General features: G+C 36.0%; 13 protein-coding genes. 8 read left to right on the top strand and 5 right to left on the bottom strand.

Annotated elements, in window-relative coordinates:
* Nucleotides 1–385 precede the first annotated feature (385 nt).
* Nucleotides 386–970 carry a pentapeptide repeat-containing protein gene (locus ACWICE_RS06530; protein ID WP_058699790.1) on the bottom strand — a complete coding sequence of 195 codons (585 nt, stop codon included), beginning with the start codon at nucleotides 968–970 and terminating at the stop codon, nucleotides 386–388.
* A gap of 135 nt (nucleotides 971–1,105) precedes the next feature.
* Nucleotides 1,106–1,660: a TetR/AcrR family transcriptional regulator gene (locus tag ACWICE_RS06525; protein ID WP_058699789.1), complete on the bottom strand. Its 555-nt coding sequence runs from the start codon at nucleotides 1,658–1,660 to the stop codon at nucleotides 1,106–1,108.
* Between the two features lie 284 nt (nucleotides 1,661–1,944).
* On the opposite strand from ACWICE_RS06525, the gene ACWICE_RS06520 reads away from it, so the two are divergent.
* From ACWICE_RS06520 to ACWICE_RS06495, 6 genes are all read left to right on the top strand, one after another.
* Nucleotides 1,945–2,790 (top strand): RteC domain-containing protein, encoded by an 846-nt coding sequence (locus tag ACWICE_RS06520; RefSeq protein ID WP_058700049.1) that lies wholly within the window; start codon nucleotides 1,945–1,947, stop codon nucleotides 2,788–2,790.
* 250 nt (nucleotides 2,791–3,040) lie between these two features.
* Entirely contained in the window at nucleotides 3,041–3,388 is a 348-nt protein-coding gene (locus ACWICE_RS06515; protein ID WP_058699788.1) for a helix-turn-helix domain-containing protein, read from the top strand.
* 11 nt (nucleotides 3,389–3,399) lie between these two features.
* A complete protein-coding gene (locus ACWICE_RS06510; RefSeq protein WP_058699787.1) occupies nucleotides 3,400–3,708 on the top strand; it encodes a helix-turn-helix domain-containing protein in 309 nt (102 codons plus the stop codon).
* Nucleotides 3,709–3,796: 88 nt separating this feature from the next.
* The gene (locus tag ACWICE_RS06505; RefSeq protein ID WP_058699786.1) at nucleotides 3,797–5,251 is read left to right on the top strand and encodes a DUF3945 domain-containing protein; all 1,455 of its coding nucleotides are present in this window, start codon (nucleotides 3,797–3,799) and stop codon (nucleotides 5,249–5,251) included.
* 19 nt (nucleotides 5,252–5,270) lie between these two features.
* Nucleotides 5,271–7,355, top strand: a complete 2,085-nt coding sequence (gene topB / locus ACWICE_RS06500) for a type IA DNA topoisomerase (RefSeq protein WP_058699785.1) — start codon at nucleotides 5,271–5,273, stop codon at nucleotides 7,353–7,355.
* The gene (locus ACWICE_RS06495; RefSeq protein ID WP_058699784.1) at nucleotides 7,352–8,227 is read left to right on the top strand and encodes an ORF6N domain-containing protein; all 876 of its coding nucleotides are present in this window, start codon (nucleotides 7,352–7,354) and stop codon (nucleotides 8,225–8,227) included. The genes topB and ACWICE_RS06495 overlap by 4 nt, the downstream gene beginning before the upstream one ends.
* A 33-nt stretch (nucleotides 8,228–8,260) precedes the next feature.
* Here ACWICE_RS06495 and ACWICE_RS06490 read toward each other — a convergent pair whose 3' ends face one another.
* The 3 genes from ACWICE_RS06490 to ACWICE_RS06480 all read right to left on the bottom strand — a co-directional run bounded on the left by ACWICE_RS06490 (nucleotide 8,261) and on the right by ACWICE_RS06480 (nucleotide 10,412).
* Entirely contained in the window at nucleotides 8,261–8,437 is a 177-nt protein-coding gene (locus tag ACWICE_RS06490) for a histone H1 (RefSeq protein WP_058699783.1), read from the bottom strand.
* Between the two features lie 81 nt (nucleotides 8,438–8,518).
* On the bottom strand, nucleotides 8,519–9,769 hold the full coding sequence (gene fabF, locus ACWICE_RS06485; RefSeq protein ID WP_058699782.1) for a beta-ketoacyl-ACP synthase II: 1,251 nt from the start codon (nucleotides 9,767–9,769) through the stop codon (nucleotides 8,519–8,521).
* A 55-nt stretch (nucleotides 9,770–9,824) separates the two neighbouring features.
* A complete protein-coding gene (locus ACWICE_RS06480) occupies nucleotides 9,825–10,412 on the bottom strand; it encodes a TetR/AcrR family transcriptional regulator (protein WP_058699781.1) in 588 nt (195 codons plus the stop codon).
* A 221-nt stretch (nucleotides 10,413–10,633) separates the two neighbouring features.
* Between ACWICE_RS06480 and ACWICE_RS06475 the strand changes: the two genes are divergently transcribed.
* Entirely contained in the window at nucleotides 10,634–11,071 is a 438-nt protein-coding gene (locus tag ACWICE_RS06475) for a DUF1896 domain-containing protein (protein ID WP_058699780.1), read from the top strand.
* A complete protein-coding gene (locus tag ACWICE_RS06470) occupies nucleotides 11,058–16,442 on the top strand; it encodes an N-6 DNA methylase (protein ID WP_058699779.1) in 5,385 nt (1,794 codons plus the stop codon). The genes ACWICE_RS06475 and ACWICE_RS06470 overlap by 14 nt, the downstream gene beginning before the upstream one ends.
* Nucleotides 16,443–16,449: the final 7 nt, after the last annotated feature.

Here is a 16,449-nt window from a genome sequence, read left to right as displayed (position 1 = left end):
ATACAAAAGAGGTTATTTTAAAATCATTGAGACATTAGTTTCAAGAAGAAAAAGTTAAGATAACTTTTTAAGTGAAAAGGTTGACAATCGAAAAATGTCAACCTTTTCTATTTTATGAAAGATTTTTTTAATATTTTTTTCCTAAAAAAAATCAATTAGGACCAAAGCGGTTAATTAAGAGCGAATTAGGCAGTGTGAAATTATTATTGGTAATGATTTAGTAATGGTGCTTACTGCATTCATTTATATTCAAATTCCTTGTAACTCAATTACAAAAGTACAAAAAATAAAGCAATGAATCACTGGAAAAGCAATTACTTGGTACAGCATGCTTCAGTGATAATTATCAGATAATTCAACGGGTTATGATTGGTCAAATAATTTATTAGCTGTCATAATCTATATCCAAATTATGTCTGTATAAAAGACCTACAAGGTTAAGTGCCGAAAACTTCGCTTTTTTCATCTTGTTAACGTCTGGGTCTATAGCAAAATTTACTGCTGTCCTGAAATCTGTTTTTTCTAGAATAGAATTAGAGAATATAGCAGAGGAAAGGTCACATCCTAAAAATTCAGAGGCCGTCAGATCAGCCTCACCAAATTCAACGTCTTTTAATGTACAGTTCTTGAAAGTAGTTTTTCGAAGCTTTGTTCCAAAAAAATTACTGTAGTCTAAATGACATTCCGTAAACGAAAACGAAAACGCAAACTTGCTACATCTTGCAAAGTCTACCCCCAGCATTTTGCACCCAATAAATACAGCATTCCTGAATCCGGTTCCGTCAACGTCCACCATTGAAAAGTTACATTGTTTAAAAGTGCAATCTTCAAAATTATTGTCCTTTAGATCACTCTTGTTAAAATCACAACTGACAAATTCACACTTTATGAATTCTCTGTTTCTCAGTTTCTTTTCAGAGTAATTTATACCGGAAAATATTTTGTCTTGATGAATTACGGTTTCTTCCATTTTATATATTTTATATCCAAACAAGTTTAATTTTAAATATCAACAGTTTTAAGTAAGCACTTGAGAATCATTTTATTTGTTTTGTGATTCAATATATTATCCATTAATTGGTGTTAATACCTAATAAAGAATCGGTTACTTTAATTGCTGTAAAAAATTTAAAACCTTGGGTTTATCTTTTTCAGTAAGGTGTATACTACCCATATTTTCTGAGTACCAGATAGCATCTGCCACCAGAAAAACAATAGTACTATGTATGCTCAACTCCTCTCCATCGGTTGGCAAAATGTGAAGATTGTACCAATCTTCCCATTGTAGGCGATACTTGGAGTTAATCATGATTGCTTGGAGAATGATTCGCATTGTTTTAGCGTATTTTTCATCATTTTTCTTTTCTAAGATAAATTTCAGATAAGCAAAAGCACCATCCTTATCGACATTTTGATCTCTGTATTTTTTTACTTTATCCGTAAGGTTAATCAGGCTTTGATTTACTAGCTCATCCAGTAATTCTTCCTTATTCCTAAAATGATGGATAATCCCTCCTTTACTCAAACCTGTCCAATCAGCAATAGATTGAAAAGTTACGTGGTGCCAGTCTGATTCTGATCCAATGTGAATAGCCGCGTCGATAATCAACTGCTTACTTAATTCCGGTTCCTTTTTTCGGGTATATGAGCTATTTTCCAAATTATATCTTTATAGTTTATAACAAGCAACATTTGCAAAGATACCGAACGTTTGGTTTGTTTTGACATCGAATCATTAATTATTTTAAATACTTTTTCATTAACAGTTATGTCCTTTAATAAGACATGTCCTCATGGTGTTTTTCTGATTAAAACATAAAAATATTGCTACTAGAAATGGATAAAAATTTCCCAAGTTGGTTAGTACTTGGGAAATTTTCTCGTTTATAATAACAAATTTTGTAAAATATGGAAGAGACTATCTAATTTCTAAATATGTCACTTATGAGAATATCCCTGCCAAATATTATTGCTGAAATAAACAGTAAAGAGAGTAGATTATCCTCAGAGTTATCTCTGATTGTAGAAGAAGCCTACCAAATGACGATTTTTTTGCAAGATTTACTTCTCTCTGTGAAAGATTATGTAATCTCAAACGGATTTAAAAACAACGAAGAAGAAATTGATTTCTTCCGAAACATCAAACCATATATTTTAGGAAAATTAATCTACTACAATAAGCTGTTTAGAATAGAAACCGTTTGTCCAGTCAATGAAGGTGAGATCTATCATAAGTACTTTTCTAAGCATCTTGAAAAATTGAAGATAGATTACAGTGAGCACATCTGTAATTCTGATTTTTATAGATACTATCGTTCAGGCAGGGTTGACAGAGATGATTTATACTTCAGGTTAGGTAATGTTAATTGTTATGATGGATTAAATAGTATTGCTTTTGAAATCGATTTACAATTCTCAACTTACTATGACTACAAAATTGCCAAAATCATTTCAAATGATTTGCTATATTCTTATTTAATAAATAAGATAGCCCCTGATGATAATACAGGTATAAAACTGGATCATATAGATTCTATAAAAGAATTAACATGGACAAACTCAAAAAATGCACTTATTGAACTAATTTATGCAATACATGCGTCAGGAACAATTTGTCATGGCAAAATTGGGATTAGAAAGCTCGGCTTGATCTGTCAGATACTTTTTAAAATTCCTCTTAACGATGTACATCATGCATTTCATAGAATGAAAACTAGGAGTGGTTCGCGAACTACATTTTTAGATCAGCTTAAAATATCTCTTGAAGAATATATGGATAAAGATCTATAGTTACTTCGATACACCAATCTTAAAAGCAGTACCCTAAACGTACTGCTTTTTTCTTTACCCATATTTGCCAATTGGCAAATGTTCACAAACCGTTATTGCTGATGCTTTCATGTATTCTTAATGCCTAACAACTAGGTGTTTATATGATTCAAGAAAATTTAAAAAAAACTCCAAACCAATTGGCAGAGCTTGGCAGACAATACCAGCCAGACAATCCAACTTTGTATCGTAATTAATAAATACGTGTACAATGAAAATTATAACAATCGAAGAAGAAGCGTGGAAACAGCTCAATGAGCGGTTAAAGGCAATTAATGATTTTATCCTGAAATCAGAAGATACCAGCTATGATAGCCTCTGGCTGAACAACCATGAAGTATGTCAGTATCTCCATATTAGTGAAAAAACACTTTGGCGAATACGTACAAAAGGAGAAATAGCTTATTCCAAAATGTATGGACAGTATTTCTATACCATTGGAGCTATAAAAGATATGCTTAATGCCAATGCCGTACAGACCAGCGATGAATATGTACAGGAGCTTATGGCTAAAGGCAAGAGTTACATTGAGAAAGGTAGAAAACTAAAGAATTCTTAAAGGACTACATTATGAATATAGATAGAATAGAATTTATATCGTGGATGGAACGCATTATGGATCGTTTCGATATGCTAAAAGATAGCTTAACAGATATTGAAAAAAAGAAAAACACCATAGATGGTGAAGTATTATTAGATAATCAGGATTTACTTCAGATGCTTAAAATCAGTAGTCGTTCTTTACAACGTTATCGTTCTTCTGGCAAGTTACCATACTATACAATCAGCGGTAAATTATATTACAAATTAACTGACGTACATCAGTTTGTAAGAGAAAGCTTCAATACTCCATTGCACCGTACTAAAGACAGCAAGTGACAAATAATGCCCCTAAAGGACGCTTTGGTCATACCTTTTTGTGTATAGGTTATTTTCGAAAAGATAACAGTTTTAAAACAATAAAATTATGAGTGAAGAAACAATAGATAGTCCGCAATTACCGGATCAATTATCGGAAACACTTTTGGTATTGGACAAAGAAAAAAACAGGATTCAGGTTGTCAAAGGAATTGATAAAGACGGCAATCTCAAAACTGTAGAGCCAAATGAGAAAAACCAAAATCAGTTTATGCGTGTGGATAAACACGGAGATATGTTTTCTAACTTCTTTTCCAATTTTTTCCGTCAACTGAAGAATCCTACCCATTTTAAATTTTTTAAAGTACCAGCTGATGAAGCAATTGATACGGCAAAAAAAATGCAGCAACAGATTGATACACCTACTAAAGAAGGGGAATCAGTAATGGCAAAGCATGAGGTAAAAGAACCAGAGTTAAAACAAGAAAATCATAAAAATATGGAAACAACACAAAAAACTCCGGAAACAGGCGAATACCGTTTCAAGCCGGAACAGATTGATTGGGAAATGATGAACAATCTTGGATTGAGCAAAGAATATCTGGAAAAGAGAAACTTGCTTGATCCTCTTTTAAAAGGATATAAAACCAATGAATTGGTAACAGTTACGCTAAACCTCGGAACTGCTGTTTCCCGTCCTGAAGGCAGGTTGTCTTTACAGCCCGGCGAAGATGGCAAAGCTGTTATGCTTATCCATAGCGTAAGAAAAGAACCTCAATTAAACTTCCCTTTCTTTGGGCATGAATTCAGCAAAGAGGATAAAGAGAATCTGATTAAAACAGGCAATATGGGGCGAACTGTTGATCTTAAAAACCCTAAAACAGGTGAAACAATACCTTCCATTATAAGTGTAGATAGACTAACCAATGAGCTTATTGCTCTGCGGACAGATAAGATTAAAGTACCTGATGAACTAAAAGGCGTACAATTGAATGAGCAGCAGAAACAAACTCTTATGGAGGGTAAGCCACTATTGATTGAGGGAATGATCTCAAAAAAAGGTACTTCATTCGATGCTACAGTTCAATTCAATGCCGACAAACGTTATGTAGAGTTTTTATTTGATAGAACCACCAACAATAAGCAGACACAAAATCAGCAGCAAACACAATTACAAGGTACTTCTCAGGAAGCTCCGCGAAATTTCCGAGGAAAAGAACTGGATGACAAACAGTACGAGAAATTCAAAGAAGGTCAAACTGTATATGTAGATGGATTACTGGATAAAAAAGGCCAGAAATATCAGGGTTATATAACTTTTGACAAGGAAACAGGCAAAACAGGCTTTTCGTTTAACAACCCTGATAGGTTGAAAGAAAAAATCCAACCTGTTGAAGCACATAAAACTCAGACAGCTGTTAATTCTCAGGGAAAAACTAATGAGGCTACAAAAAATTTAAAAGAGCCTTTAAAGACAGGGCAGAAAAACCCTGACAGTAAGACGCAACAAGAGCAACAGGAAAAGCCAAAAGCTCCCGCTAAATCCAAAGGCAAAAAAATGTAAATCTCCAAAATAGCAAAATATGAAAGTAGTAATAGCAGAAAAGCCAAGTGTTGCAAGAGAGATTGCCACAATATTGGGTGCAACAGAAAAGAAAGAAGGATTCTTGACAGGTAATGGGTTTTACGTTACCTGGGCATTTGGGCATTTGGTTGCTTTGGGAATGCCTGAAGATTATGGTATCTCAGGTTTTCAAAGAGAATCCTTACCAATGCTTCCTAATCCCTTTTTATTGACAGTAAGGAAAATCAAAAAAGGCAAATCGTACGTACCTGATAACGGAGCTTTAAAACAGTTAAAAATTATTGAGCAGGTTATCAGTAAAAGCGAAAGTATCATTGTAGCTACTGATGCCGGACGTGAAGGGGAATTGATATTTCGTTATATATACGATTACTTTAAATGCAATAAACCTTTTGAGCGTCTTTGGATAAGTTCTTTGACCGAAAAAGCCATTAAACACGGTTTAGAAAACCTAAAACCTGGTAGTGACTTTGATGGACTTTACCATGCCGGACAAGGCAGAAGTCGTGCCGACTGGTTAGTGGGCATCAATGCTTCACAAGCATTGAGTATTGCCGCTGGGCATGGTGTATATTCGCTTGGACGAGTGCAAACACCCACATTAGCCCTCATCTGTAAAAGGTATCTGGAAAATAGAAACTTCTCAATAAAAACTTATTGGCAGATAAATCTGGAACATCATAAGGAATCAATAGATTTCAAAAGTCTTTCAAAAACTAAATGGGACGATAAAAAGCTAGCTGAAGACATACTGAAATCGTTACAGCGTATTGGAATAGCTAGAGTGATTGAAGCAGAGAGTAAAAAGATAGCAGAGCAACCGCCTCTATTGTTCGATCTGACAGGATTACAAAAAGAAGCTAATAAAAAACTTGGACTCTCTGCGGATGAAACGCTTAACATTGCTCAAAGCCTTTACGAAAAGAAACTGATTACCTATCCGCGTACAGGTAGTAAATATATTCCTGAAGATCTATGGGCTGAAATCCCTGGTCTAGTAAGACTACTAGAAAACAGAGAATCGTGTAAGGAAGCCAGCAAAAAAGTGAAATGGGGACGTTTCAATAAACGTATGGTGAACGATGTCAAAGTAACGGATCATCATGGTTTACTCATTACTGAAAAAATACCCGCTGAATTACCTGCCAAAGAAAATGCAATTTATGATATGATAGCTTTCAGATTATTGGAAGCCATCTCACATCCATGCTCCAAAGAAATAACAGATATTACCTTACAAGTAATACATTATGATTTTATTTTGAAAGGTTGTAAAATTCTTGAACCGGGTTGGCGTGCTATTCGTGGAAATTTTAGTGAGGATGACAGTGAGCCTATACAAGATATCCCCGAACTGAAAGTTGGTGAAGAAGTTAATATCAAAAGTATGCAGGTAATAGAAAAGAAAACTAAACCTCCTGTATTGTACACCGAAGCCGGATTGTTATCAGCAATGGAAAGTGCTGGGAGGGAAATTGAGAGTGAAGAGGAACGTAAAATTTTACAGGGGATTGGTATTGGCACCCCAGCTACAAGAGCAGCTATAATAGAAACTCTTTTTAAGCGTGACTATATTCGTCGCGAAAAGAAATCACTCATCCCAACAGAAAAAGGTTTGCAGGTTTATGATTTAGTTAAAGACAAAAAGATTGCTGATGTTGCTATGACCGCAGAATGGGAGTTAACATTACAGCAAATTGAAAATGATCAAGAAGATGCCACCATATTTCTTAAAGAAATGGAGTTATATGCAGATTTTATTACAAAGGAACTATTAGAATCTACTATTGTAAAACAGAAACAACCTGAACTGGAATGTCCAAAATGTAAACAACAGCAACTCCTCATTTGGAATAAGGTGATAAAATGTCCCGATGAAGTTTGTAATTGGATACAGTTTCGTAATGTTTGCGGAGTATTATTGAGTACCAATGATATTGAAAGTCTTTTAAAAACACGAAGAACAAAACTCATAAAAGGAATGCAAAGTAAATCAGGCAAAAAATTCGATGCATACATTGTGTTGGATACAACCGGAAAAAGCTCTTTCGAATTTCCACCCAATAAACAAAAAAAGAAATGAGTAATATAATCCTGTCCAAAAAAGAAATAGAAAAACTGATTTTCACCATTCGAGATAAACACGTAATGCTGGATAGCGATCTGGCTTCCTTATATCAGGTAGAAACTAAGAACCTAAATAAAGCCGTGAAAAGGAACATCGAAAGATTTCCACAATCGTTTTGTTTTCAGTTAACCGAAGAGGAAGCTGAAAACTTGAGGTTCCAGATTGGAACCTCAAGTTTAAACTATGGTGGAAGACGTTATTTACCCTATGCTTTTACCGAGCAAGGTGTGGCAATGGCTTCCGCCATTCTTCGTTCGTCTACAGCGATTAAGGTCAGTGTTGAGATTATGGAAGCCTTTGTAGAAATGCGTAGAATACTCATCAGTAATGCTTCTTTGTTTCATCGTTTGGATAAAATGGAACTGAAACAGTTGGAAACCGATCAAAAATTTGAAGAGATATTCAAAGCTCTGGAAAGTGACAAGCTACACATTGAAAAAGGGATTTTCTATAGTGGACAGGTTTTCGATGCCTACGCCTTTGTATCAGATATTATTCGAAGTGCTAAAGAGTCCATTATCTTGCTTGACAATTATGTGGATGATACTGTACTTACGCTACTAGGTAAACGAGAACAATCTGTAACCGCAACAATCTATACCAAAAGCATCAGCAATCAGCTTCGGTTGGATTTACAAAGGTACAACAGTCAATATCCCCGTATTGAAGTTGAAGTTTTTGCCGATAGCCACGACCGCTTATTAATTATTGACAGTACGGAACTTTACCACATTGGGGCTTCGCTTAAAGACCTGGGCAAAAAATGGTTCGCATTTTCACGAATGAATATAGAAGTGAGCAAAATTCTTCAGGTACTTAACAAATAACAAACCCTCCGAATATGGAGGGTTTTGTCATTATTATGCCTTAGAAGCATCTAAAGATGCTTTTCTAAATTCTTTTAGCAGTTTTTCAAGTTCTAAAGAGGTTTTACGAGCTCTTGTTCCTGCTGCTTTGTTTCCTTTGTCTGCCTGTAATTCAGCATCTACTTTTAACGCTTCAAATGAAGCATTGATTTTTTCGATTAGTTCTTTCATTATGATAATGGATTAAATTGTGATGCAAAAATAAAAAAATATGCTTAAAGCATTTTCATAGAGATTTCCCTACTTTGTAATTTAGTAAATGTATTTTTTTAAGATTAAAGCTCCACAATGTCCCCCAAACCCAAAGCTGTTGCTCAAGGCATAATTCACCGTTTTTGAAAACGCCTTACTACCTAAGGACAGATTTAATTCTTTTGGTATATTTTCATCAATTTCGGTCGTATTTATAGTTGGTGGAATTAAATCGGTTTTTACGCTTAAACAAGTTGAAATGGCTTCAATAGCACCTGTACCTCCCAATAAATGCCCAGTCATAGATTTTGAAGCACTTACCTGAATTTTATCAAGGTTTGATGAAAATAATTTCTCAATCGCTTTAATTTCTGATAAATCACCAAGTCCAGTCGATGTCGCATGTGCATTAACATAATCAATATTATTTGGATTTAAGTTGGCTTCTTTTATACCTTCCCTCATGGCCAAAAATGCCCCAGTTCCTTCGGGATGCGTTCCCGTAATGTGATAGGCATCTGAACTTTCTCCACCACCTACAATTTCCGCGTAAATTTTAGCTCCTCTTTTTATTGCCGAGCCTAAGCTTTCGACAATCAAAGCCCCGGCTCCTTCACCGACCACAAATCCATCACGGCTTGTATCAAAAGGCCTTGAAGCAGTACCGAAATTTTCATTATTGGTCGACATGGCCTTCATCGCGTTGAACCCGCCAATGGAAGATGCTGTTATGGGAGCTTCAGAACCGCCCGTAATAACGATATCCGCTTTGCCTAAACGGATGTAATTAAATGCCTGAATAATGCTTTGTGTAGAAGAAGCACAAGCGGTAACAGGGCAATAATTAACTCCCCTTAATCCGTAATTGATAGAAATTATACCAGACAAGCCATTAGAAATGATCTTGGTAATAAAAAATGGATTAAACTTTGGTTGAAAATTACCTTTTGCATAATCGATGACTTCATGCTCGAACGTTTCAAAGCCACCAATTCCACTGGAAAAAATGACACCTATCCGGTTTACATTCAATTTCGAAAAATCTAATTCTGCATCTTTTACAGCTTCATCTACGCAAATAAGTCCGTACTGCGTAAATCTGTCCATTTTTCTTGCTTCTTTCCGATCGAAGTAATCTAAAGCCTCATAATTCTTGATTTCACATGCAAATTTTGTCTTGAAATTTGTTGTGTCAAAACGCGTTATTTTGTCGGCACCAGAGTCTCCGTTAAGCAAGTTGTTCCAATATTCCATTGTGTTTTTTCCAATAGGAGTAATTGCTCCTAATCCTGTGATAACTACTCTTTCCATTTTTTTAATATTTACGCATATACCTACCGGTATATGCTTGTTCAAATTTTTTTATTTAAATTTTCAGACTATTAATTTCAGACTGTAAAAAATCGATGCTTTCCATCAATATTTCTGGTTTTTCAAGTGTTTTTGCTAGCAAAATACTTCCTTCAATCAGAGCAATTAACCGATATGCAAAAACACTCGCATCCAAATTTTTTATTTCATTTTTATTGGCACCATCTTCCAGTATGGAGACAATGGTCTTGTGCCAACTTTGGATTGATTTAGTGACCTCCATTTTTAGCAAATCATTTCCATCATCTGCGTCAACGGATGTATTCAAGATGGCACAACCTCCGTTTTGGAATATTGGCTTAAATTCCGTTTTGTAATGACCTAAGAATGCAATCATTTTTTCGGCTGAATGCTCTATTTGATTTATTTTGCCGAGTATTTTTTCAGATTGGAATTTGTAATTGTATCTAAAAGCTTCTACAGCAACCTCATTTTTGTCTTTGAAGTTTCCATAAATACTACCTTTTGTCAAGCCTGTTGCATCAGTCAAATCGGATAAATACGTCCCTGTATATCCCTTTTTGTTGAAAATTGAAGCTGTTTTTTCAATAATGTATTGTCGTGTTTTTTCTGATCTTACCATATTGCAAATATACCGTACGGTATTTGATTGTGCAAATTCATTATAATTTTTTTAATAGACTATTTGTCTCTTAAAATCTGGAACCTCTCAGATGATTGAAATTCTCGTTGCATATTACGCCAAATCCTACCTCTCAAAGCCAAATCCTACCACTTCTATAAAAACTTTGCCTTACTGCTCTAATTTTAGGATTTACGCAAAAATTCTAAATAAAATTTACCATGAGTACACTGCAAAAAGACTTGTCGTATTTCAGACTACGACTGCAAGAACACCTTAACAGCAGCTTCCCCGAAAAAGCAAGCGACCAGAAATTTATTGACCAACGATCTTCATGGGCAGCAAATGCTTATGAAGGAGCATTTCTTTCGGGCAACGCTATAGAGCAATGTAGTGAAATTGCCAATTACATATTATTTGAAGGCTTACATTTCTCCCGTTTCGACACCATTTTTCAAGTGGTTTGCAATGAGTTTGATGCTTTAATGGCAGATGAAGAATTGAAACCATTTGCCCTAAAAATGTTTCCCGTCTGTGAATCTGTTTTCTTGAAATATGAATTAACCGATGATTTCGCATACTGTCATGAGTTTGATGAGCTCTACACAGAAATAACCGGTACCATTTCAATCTGGATAGAGGAAAATGGGCTTCAGTAAACGTCTTCATCTCCAACAGAATATTGAAGCCTTACGTACTGCTTTTAAATTGGAGAAGGAACAGCGGCAAGCTACCGCAGGCGAAAGACTGCTAATGATGCATTATAGCGGATTTGGTGGTCTAAAGTTCGTATTGAACCCTATCTCCAGTGAAGTAGATATCAATCATTGGCGAAAAAACGAACATGATCTTTTTCCAATTACACAGGAATTACACCAACTATTAATGGAGAATTCCGTTGATGATAAACAGTACAGAAAATATGTGGACAGTATGAAAAGCTCTGTCCTAACAGCATTTTACACACCACCACAGGTTATAGATGCTATCTCATTTGCTCTGAAAGATAGTGGACTTAAAATACAGAATTTTCTGGAACCATCAGCAGGTATTGGTGCATTCATACAATCTTTTGCAGATAACGAAGAGACTAGGGTTACTGCCTATGAAAAAGATGTATTAACCGGGAAGATACTAAAACACCTCTATCCAGAAAGTAATATCCGTGTAAGTGGCTTTGAGGAAATTTCCGAAAAAGAACAGAACAGCTATGATGTAATCGCAAGTAATATTCCGTTTGGAGATACTGCTGTATTTGATTTATCCTATTCCCGAAGTAAAGATTATGCAAAAGTACAAGCAGCCAGAAGTATTCATAACTATTTCTTTTTGAAAGGGAATGATATGCTTCGGGAAGGAGGTTTACAGTTTTTCATTACCTCGCAAGGAGTATTAAATAGTCCTAAGAATGAGCCGATACGTAGAGCATTAATGGAAAACAACAATTTGGTGTCAGCTATCCGATTGCCAAATAACTTATTTACAGAGTATGCAGGCACAGAAGTAGGCTCTGATTTGATAATCCTACAAAAGAATACAATTAAGCAAAGCTTATCTGAAGCAGAAGAACTGTTTTGCCAAAGTCAACAGACTGTATACAATACACCAGGGAATGCATTATTTTATAATAACAGCAGGATTGTACATACTGAAAGTAAATTAGATACTGACCCTTACGGACAGCCCGCTTTGATCTATAAACACAATGATGGTGTAAATGGAATTGCTAAAGACCTAACACAAATGCTTTCTAAAGACTTTGGTAGGAATTTAAACTTAGCTTTATACAAAGGTGAACGAAATGAGGAGCCGGCAATAGAAATTCCCGTTACACCAATTTTTACACCTCCTATAATTGAATCAGCAATTACCCAACAGGAACAACAAAGAATTTCACCGCCACAAGAACTAAAACAGCTGAGTATTTTTGACTTATTTGGCAATGATGATGAGTCTATAACAGTAATTGCACCACCAAAGAAAACAGCCCAAAGTCAAAAGAAAAAGTTTAACAGAAACCGTACTCCGATTGGAAAGCAAACCAATCTTTTCAGTGGTGGTATGCAACAACCCTATGTACAGCCTGTTAACAATGAATCTATAAGTAAACCTAAAAACAATGAGCCAAGAGAGCTAATCGGAGATTTATTTTCGCAGGTAAACGAAAAAGATACTGTTGATAAGCTAGTTCTAAAAAACACACTTCCAGAGCCTGCTTTGTATAGTCAGGAAATACAAGCATTTCACCGTAATGACTGCCTTGTGGTAAACAATGGCTGGGTTGGTCATTTACAAAATGTTGACAAAGTTGACAAAACAGGTATATTCCATCCTTTGCAATTGACTTCTTCACAGAAAGCAAGAGCTGAAGCCTATATTGCTATAAGGGATACCTACATAGATCTTTATCAAAAGGAAGCAGAGAAACAAACCGAACATAACTCAGAAAGAGAAACCCTTAACTATTTGTATGATGCTTTTGTAAGAAAGTATGGTAACCTGAATAGTGCTGATAATATTAAGCTTATTAAAACGGATAGTGCGGGGAAAGAAGTACCGTATCTGGAACGTACAATTGGTGGAGTGATACATAAAGCCGATGTATTTAGTCATCCTGTTAGTTTTTCCATCTCTACACTGGCAACGGACAATCCAGAAGAAGCATTAGCAGCTTCATTAAACAAATACGGAACTGTAGATCTGGAATACATGTCTGAAATCAGCAGTATGTCTGCCGATGCTCTTAAAGAAGCCTTGAATGACCGTATTTATTACAATCCGTTAGCTAATGAATACGAAATAGCGGAACGTTGGATTGCAGGAAATGTGGTTGAAAAGGCACACGAACTTAGAAGCCATGTTGAAAATAATCCTGAGGATAAAGAAGCTGCACGAAGCTTAACTATATTGGAAGAATCCCGACCAAGAAGAATAGAGTTTGAAGAACTTGATTTTAATTTAGGTGAGCGATGGATACCGTCCGGAATCTACGCACGCTTTGCCTCACATCTTTTCGACACAGAAGTAAGAATACACTATTCAGATAGTTCAGATGATTTTTCCGTAACCTCTAAACAGGGCAATCAACATATTTGGGAAAAATATGCCGTAAAATCGGAAAGCAGAACATTTGATGGAATTGCGTTACTGAAACACGCTTTAGTAAACACGACACCCGATATTACTAAAAAAGTTACGATTGGAGATCAAGAGGTTAAAGTAAGGGATATGGAAGCCATACAAATGGCAAACAGTAAAATTGATGAAATAAGAACAGCCTTTACTGAATGGCTCCATGCTCAAAACGATGAGTTCAAAACACGACTTACAGATCAATATAATGATAAGTTCAATTGTTTTGTCCGCCCCAATTATGATGGAAGCCATCAGGATTTTCCTGGTCTGGATCGCAAGGCTTTGGGCATAAATGATCTTTATGGAAGTCAAAAGGATACCGTTTGGATGATTAAGCTGAATAACGGAGCCATCTGCGACCATGAAGTCGGTGCAGGAAAAACTTTAGTAATGTGTACAGCGGCACAGGAAATGAAACGACTGGGTTTGGCTCATAAGCCAATGATCATTGGTTTGAAAAGCAATGTTCATGAGATTGCAGAAGCCTATCGTACTGCATATCCGCATGCTAAAATCCTGTTTCCAGGGAAAGATGATTTTACACCTCAAAAACGCTTGCGAATCTTTGGCGATATAAAAAACAATGATTGGGATTGCGTGATATTGACGCATGATCAGTTTGGAATGATACCGCAATCGCCCGAAGTACAAAAGGAAATTCTTGAAATTGAACTGGATAATGTAGAACGAAATCTTGATGCTATGCAATCGCAAGGTGCTGAAGTAACAAGAGGTATGCTTGCAGGAGCTATCAAAAGGAAAGAAAACCTCGAAGTAAAACTTAAAACGCTGCAACACGATATTGAGAATAGAAAAGATGATATTGTAGATTTTAAAATGATGGGTATAGATCATCTGTTTATCGACGAAAGCCACCAGTTTAAGAACTTGATGTTTAATACCCGACATAGTCGTGTAGCAGGATTGGGAAATGTAGATGGTAGTCAGAAAGCCCTGAACTTATTGTTTGCTATACGTACTATTCAGGATCGTACCAATGCCGACATGGGAGCTACCTTTCTTTCGGGAACCACCATCAGTAACTCTTTAACGGAGTTGTATCTGTTATTCAAATATCTTAGACCAAGGGCATTAGAAAAACAAGGTATAAACTGTTTTGATGCATGGGCGGCTATTTATGCAAGAAAAACTACGGATTATGAATTTTCTGTAGCCAATAATATTGTGGCAAAGGAACGATTTCGTTATTTTATTAAAGTACCGGAGCTAGCTCAGTTCTATTCTGAAATTACAGATTATCGCACAGCAAAGGATATAGGGATTGACCGACCGGAGAAAAAGGAAATACTGTACAATATTCCACCTACACCAGACCAGGCAAAATTTATACAAAACCTGATGCAGTTTGCAAAATCCGGGGATGCTACCTTGCTTGGAAGACCGCCATTATCTAAAACGGAAGAAAAAGCAAAAATGCTCATTGCAACAGACTACGCACGTAAAATGTCGCTGGATATGCGTATGGTGAGTGGTGCTTATTATGATCATCCTGATAACAAGGCTTCGCACTGTGCCGATAATATCGCCAAATATTACCAAAAGTTTAATGCACAAAAAGGAACACAATTCGTTTTTTCTGATTTGGGGACCTACAAGTCCGGAGAGTGGAACGTGTATTCTGAAATCAAGAAAAAACTGGTAGAAACACATGGTATTCCTGCTCACGAAGTCCGTTTCATACAGGAAGCTAAAACAGATAATCAACGTAAGGAGCTGATTAAGGGAATGAATGAAGGTAAAATTCGGGTACTATTTGGCTCTACAAGTATGCTTGGAACAGGAGTCAACGCACAGAAGAGAGCTGTAGCTATACATCATTTAGATACACCCTGGAGACCTAGTGATCTTGCCCAAAGAGATGGTCGGGCAATTCGTAAAGGCAATGAAATAGCCAAGCATTTTGCCGATAATAAAGTGGATGTGGTCATCTATGCCGTAGAAAAATCACTGGACAGTTATAAGTTTAATCTATTGTTCAACAAACAACTATTCATAGACCAGCTAAAATCAAATAATCTCGGTAAGAGAACTATTGATGAAGGAAGTATGGATGAAAAGTCAGGAATGAATTTTTCTGAATACGTAGCAATTCTATCAGGAAATACTGACCTTTTAGACAAGGCGAAAGTAGAAAAGCAAATTGCAGGCTTGGAAAGTGAGAAACAGGCATTTAATAGGTCAAAATATAGTGCTAAATATAAACTTGAAGATTTCACAGCAGAGCTTAACAAAGCTCAGTCGCGACATGATCGTATGAGTCTTGATTGGAGTAATCTGCAACAACGTATTCAAAAGAACCAGGATGGTACGATTGTAAACGCTATTCAGCTCACAGGTCTTCCTGCTACTGCTACCATCAAGCAAATAGGTACTAACCTTAATGAATTAACAGATAAATCCCGAACAGGTGGAGATTATGAAGAAATCGGAAGTTTATATGGTTTTCAATTATTGGTAAAAACCGAAATGTCAGAAAAAGATGGAGTCGATATTCGAGTGAACCGTTTTTTTGTACAAGGCGAAGGAAATATAAAATATACATTCAATAATGGAATAATGGCGAAAGAGCCGGAAACTGCCTCAATGAATTTTTTGCGGGCACTGGAAAAACTACCATCCTATATCGCTAAAGAGCAAGAAAATATAACTGATTTTCAAAAAGATATTCCAATACTTCAGGGAGTAGTGGATGGTATATGGACAAAAGAATGTCGACTGAGCGAGCTTAAAACCGAACTTGCCGCAATCGACCGTAAGATTCAACTATCCATTACACCCCAATCAAATAAACAGGAAGATACTCAAAATGAGGCTAAGCTACCAGAATTAACTGCTTCAATGACAAAAAATATAAGTACTAAAAATACATTTTAGCGTAAAT

It is taken from the genome of Sphingobacterium sp. NPDC055346 (assembly GCF_053645235.1).
Note: the sequence above shows the minus strand (reverse complement) of the source record. Positions and strands in the feature narration are given on the sequence as shown.

Coding starts and splice junctions, on each gene's coding strand:
- fabF (WP_058699782.1), bottom strand. CDS start 9,769: ATGGAAAGAGTAGTTATCACAGGATTAGGAGCAATTACTCCTATTGGA.
- ACWICE_RS06480 (WP_058699781.1), bottom strand. CDS start 10,412: ATGGTAAGATCAGAAAAAACACGACAATACATTATTGAAAAAACAGCT.
- ACWICE_RS06520 (WP_058700049.1), top strand. CDS start 1,945: ATGAGAATATCCCTGCCAAATATTATTGCTGAAATAAACAGTAAAGAG.
- topB (WP_058699785.1), top strand. CDS start 5,271: ATGAAAGTAGTAATAGCAGAAAAGCCAAGTGTTGCAAGAGAGATTGCC.
- ACWICE_RS06510 (WP_058699787.1), top strand. CDS start 3,400: ATGAATATAGATAGAATAGAATTTATATCGTGGATGGAACGCATTATG.
- ACWICE_RS06470 (WP_058699779.1), top strand. CDS start 11,058: ATGGGCTTCAGTAAACGTCTTCATCTCCAACAGAATATTGAAGCCTTA.
- ACWICE_RS06505 (WP_058699786.1), top strand. CDS start 3,797: ATGAGTGAAGAAACAATAGATAGTCCGCAATTACCGGATCAATTATCG.
- ACWICE_RS06495 (WP_058699784.1), top strand. CDS start 7,352: ATGAGTAATATAATCCTGTCCAAAAAAGAAATAGAAAAACTGATTTTC.
- ACWICE_RS06490 (WP_058699783.1), bottom strand. CDS start 8,437: ATGAAAGAACTAATCGAAAAAATCAATGCTTCATTTGAAGCGTTAAAA.
- ACWICE_RS06475 (WP_058699780.1), top strand. CDS start 10,634: ATGAGTACACTGCAAAAAGACTTGTCGTATTTCAGACTACGACTGCAA.
- ACWICE_RS06515 (WP_058699788.1), top strand. CDS start 3,041: ATGAAAATTATAACAATCGAAGAAGAAGCGTGGAAACAGCTCAATGAG.
- ACWICE_RS06530 (WP_058699790.1), bottom strand. CDS start 970: ATGGAAGAAACCGTAATTCATCAAGACAAAATATTTTCCGGTATAAAT.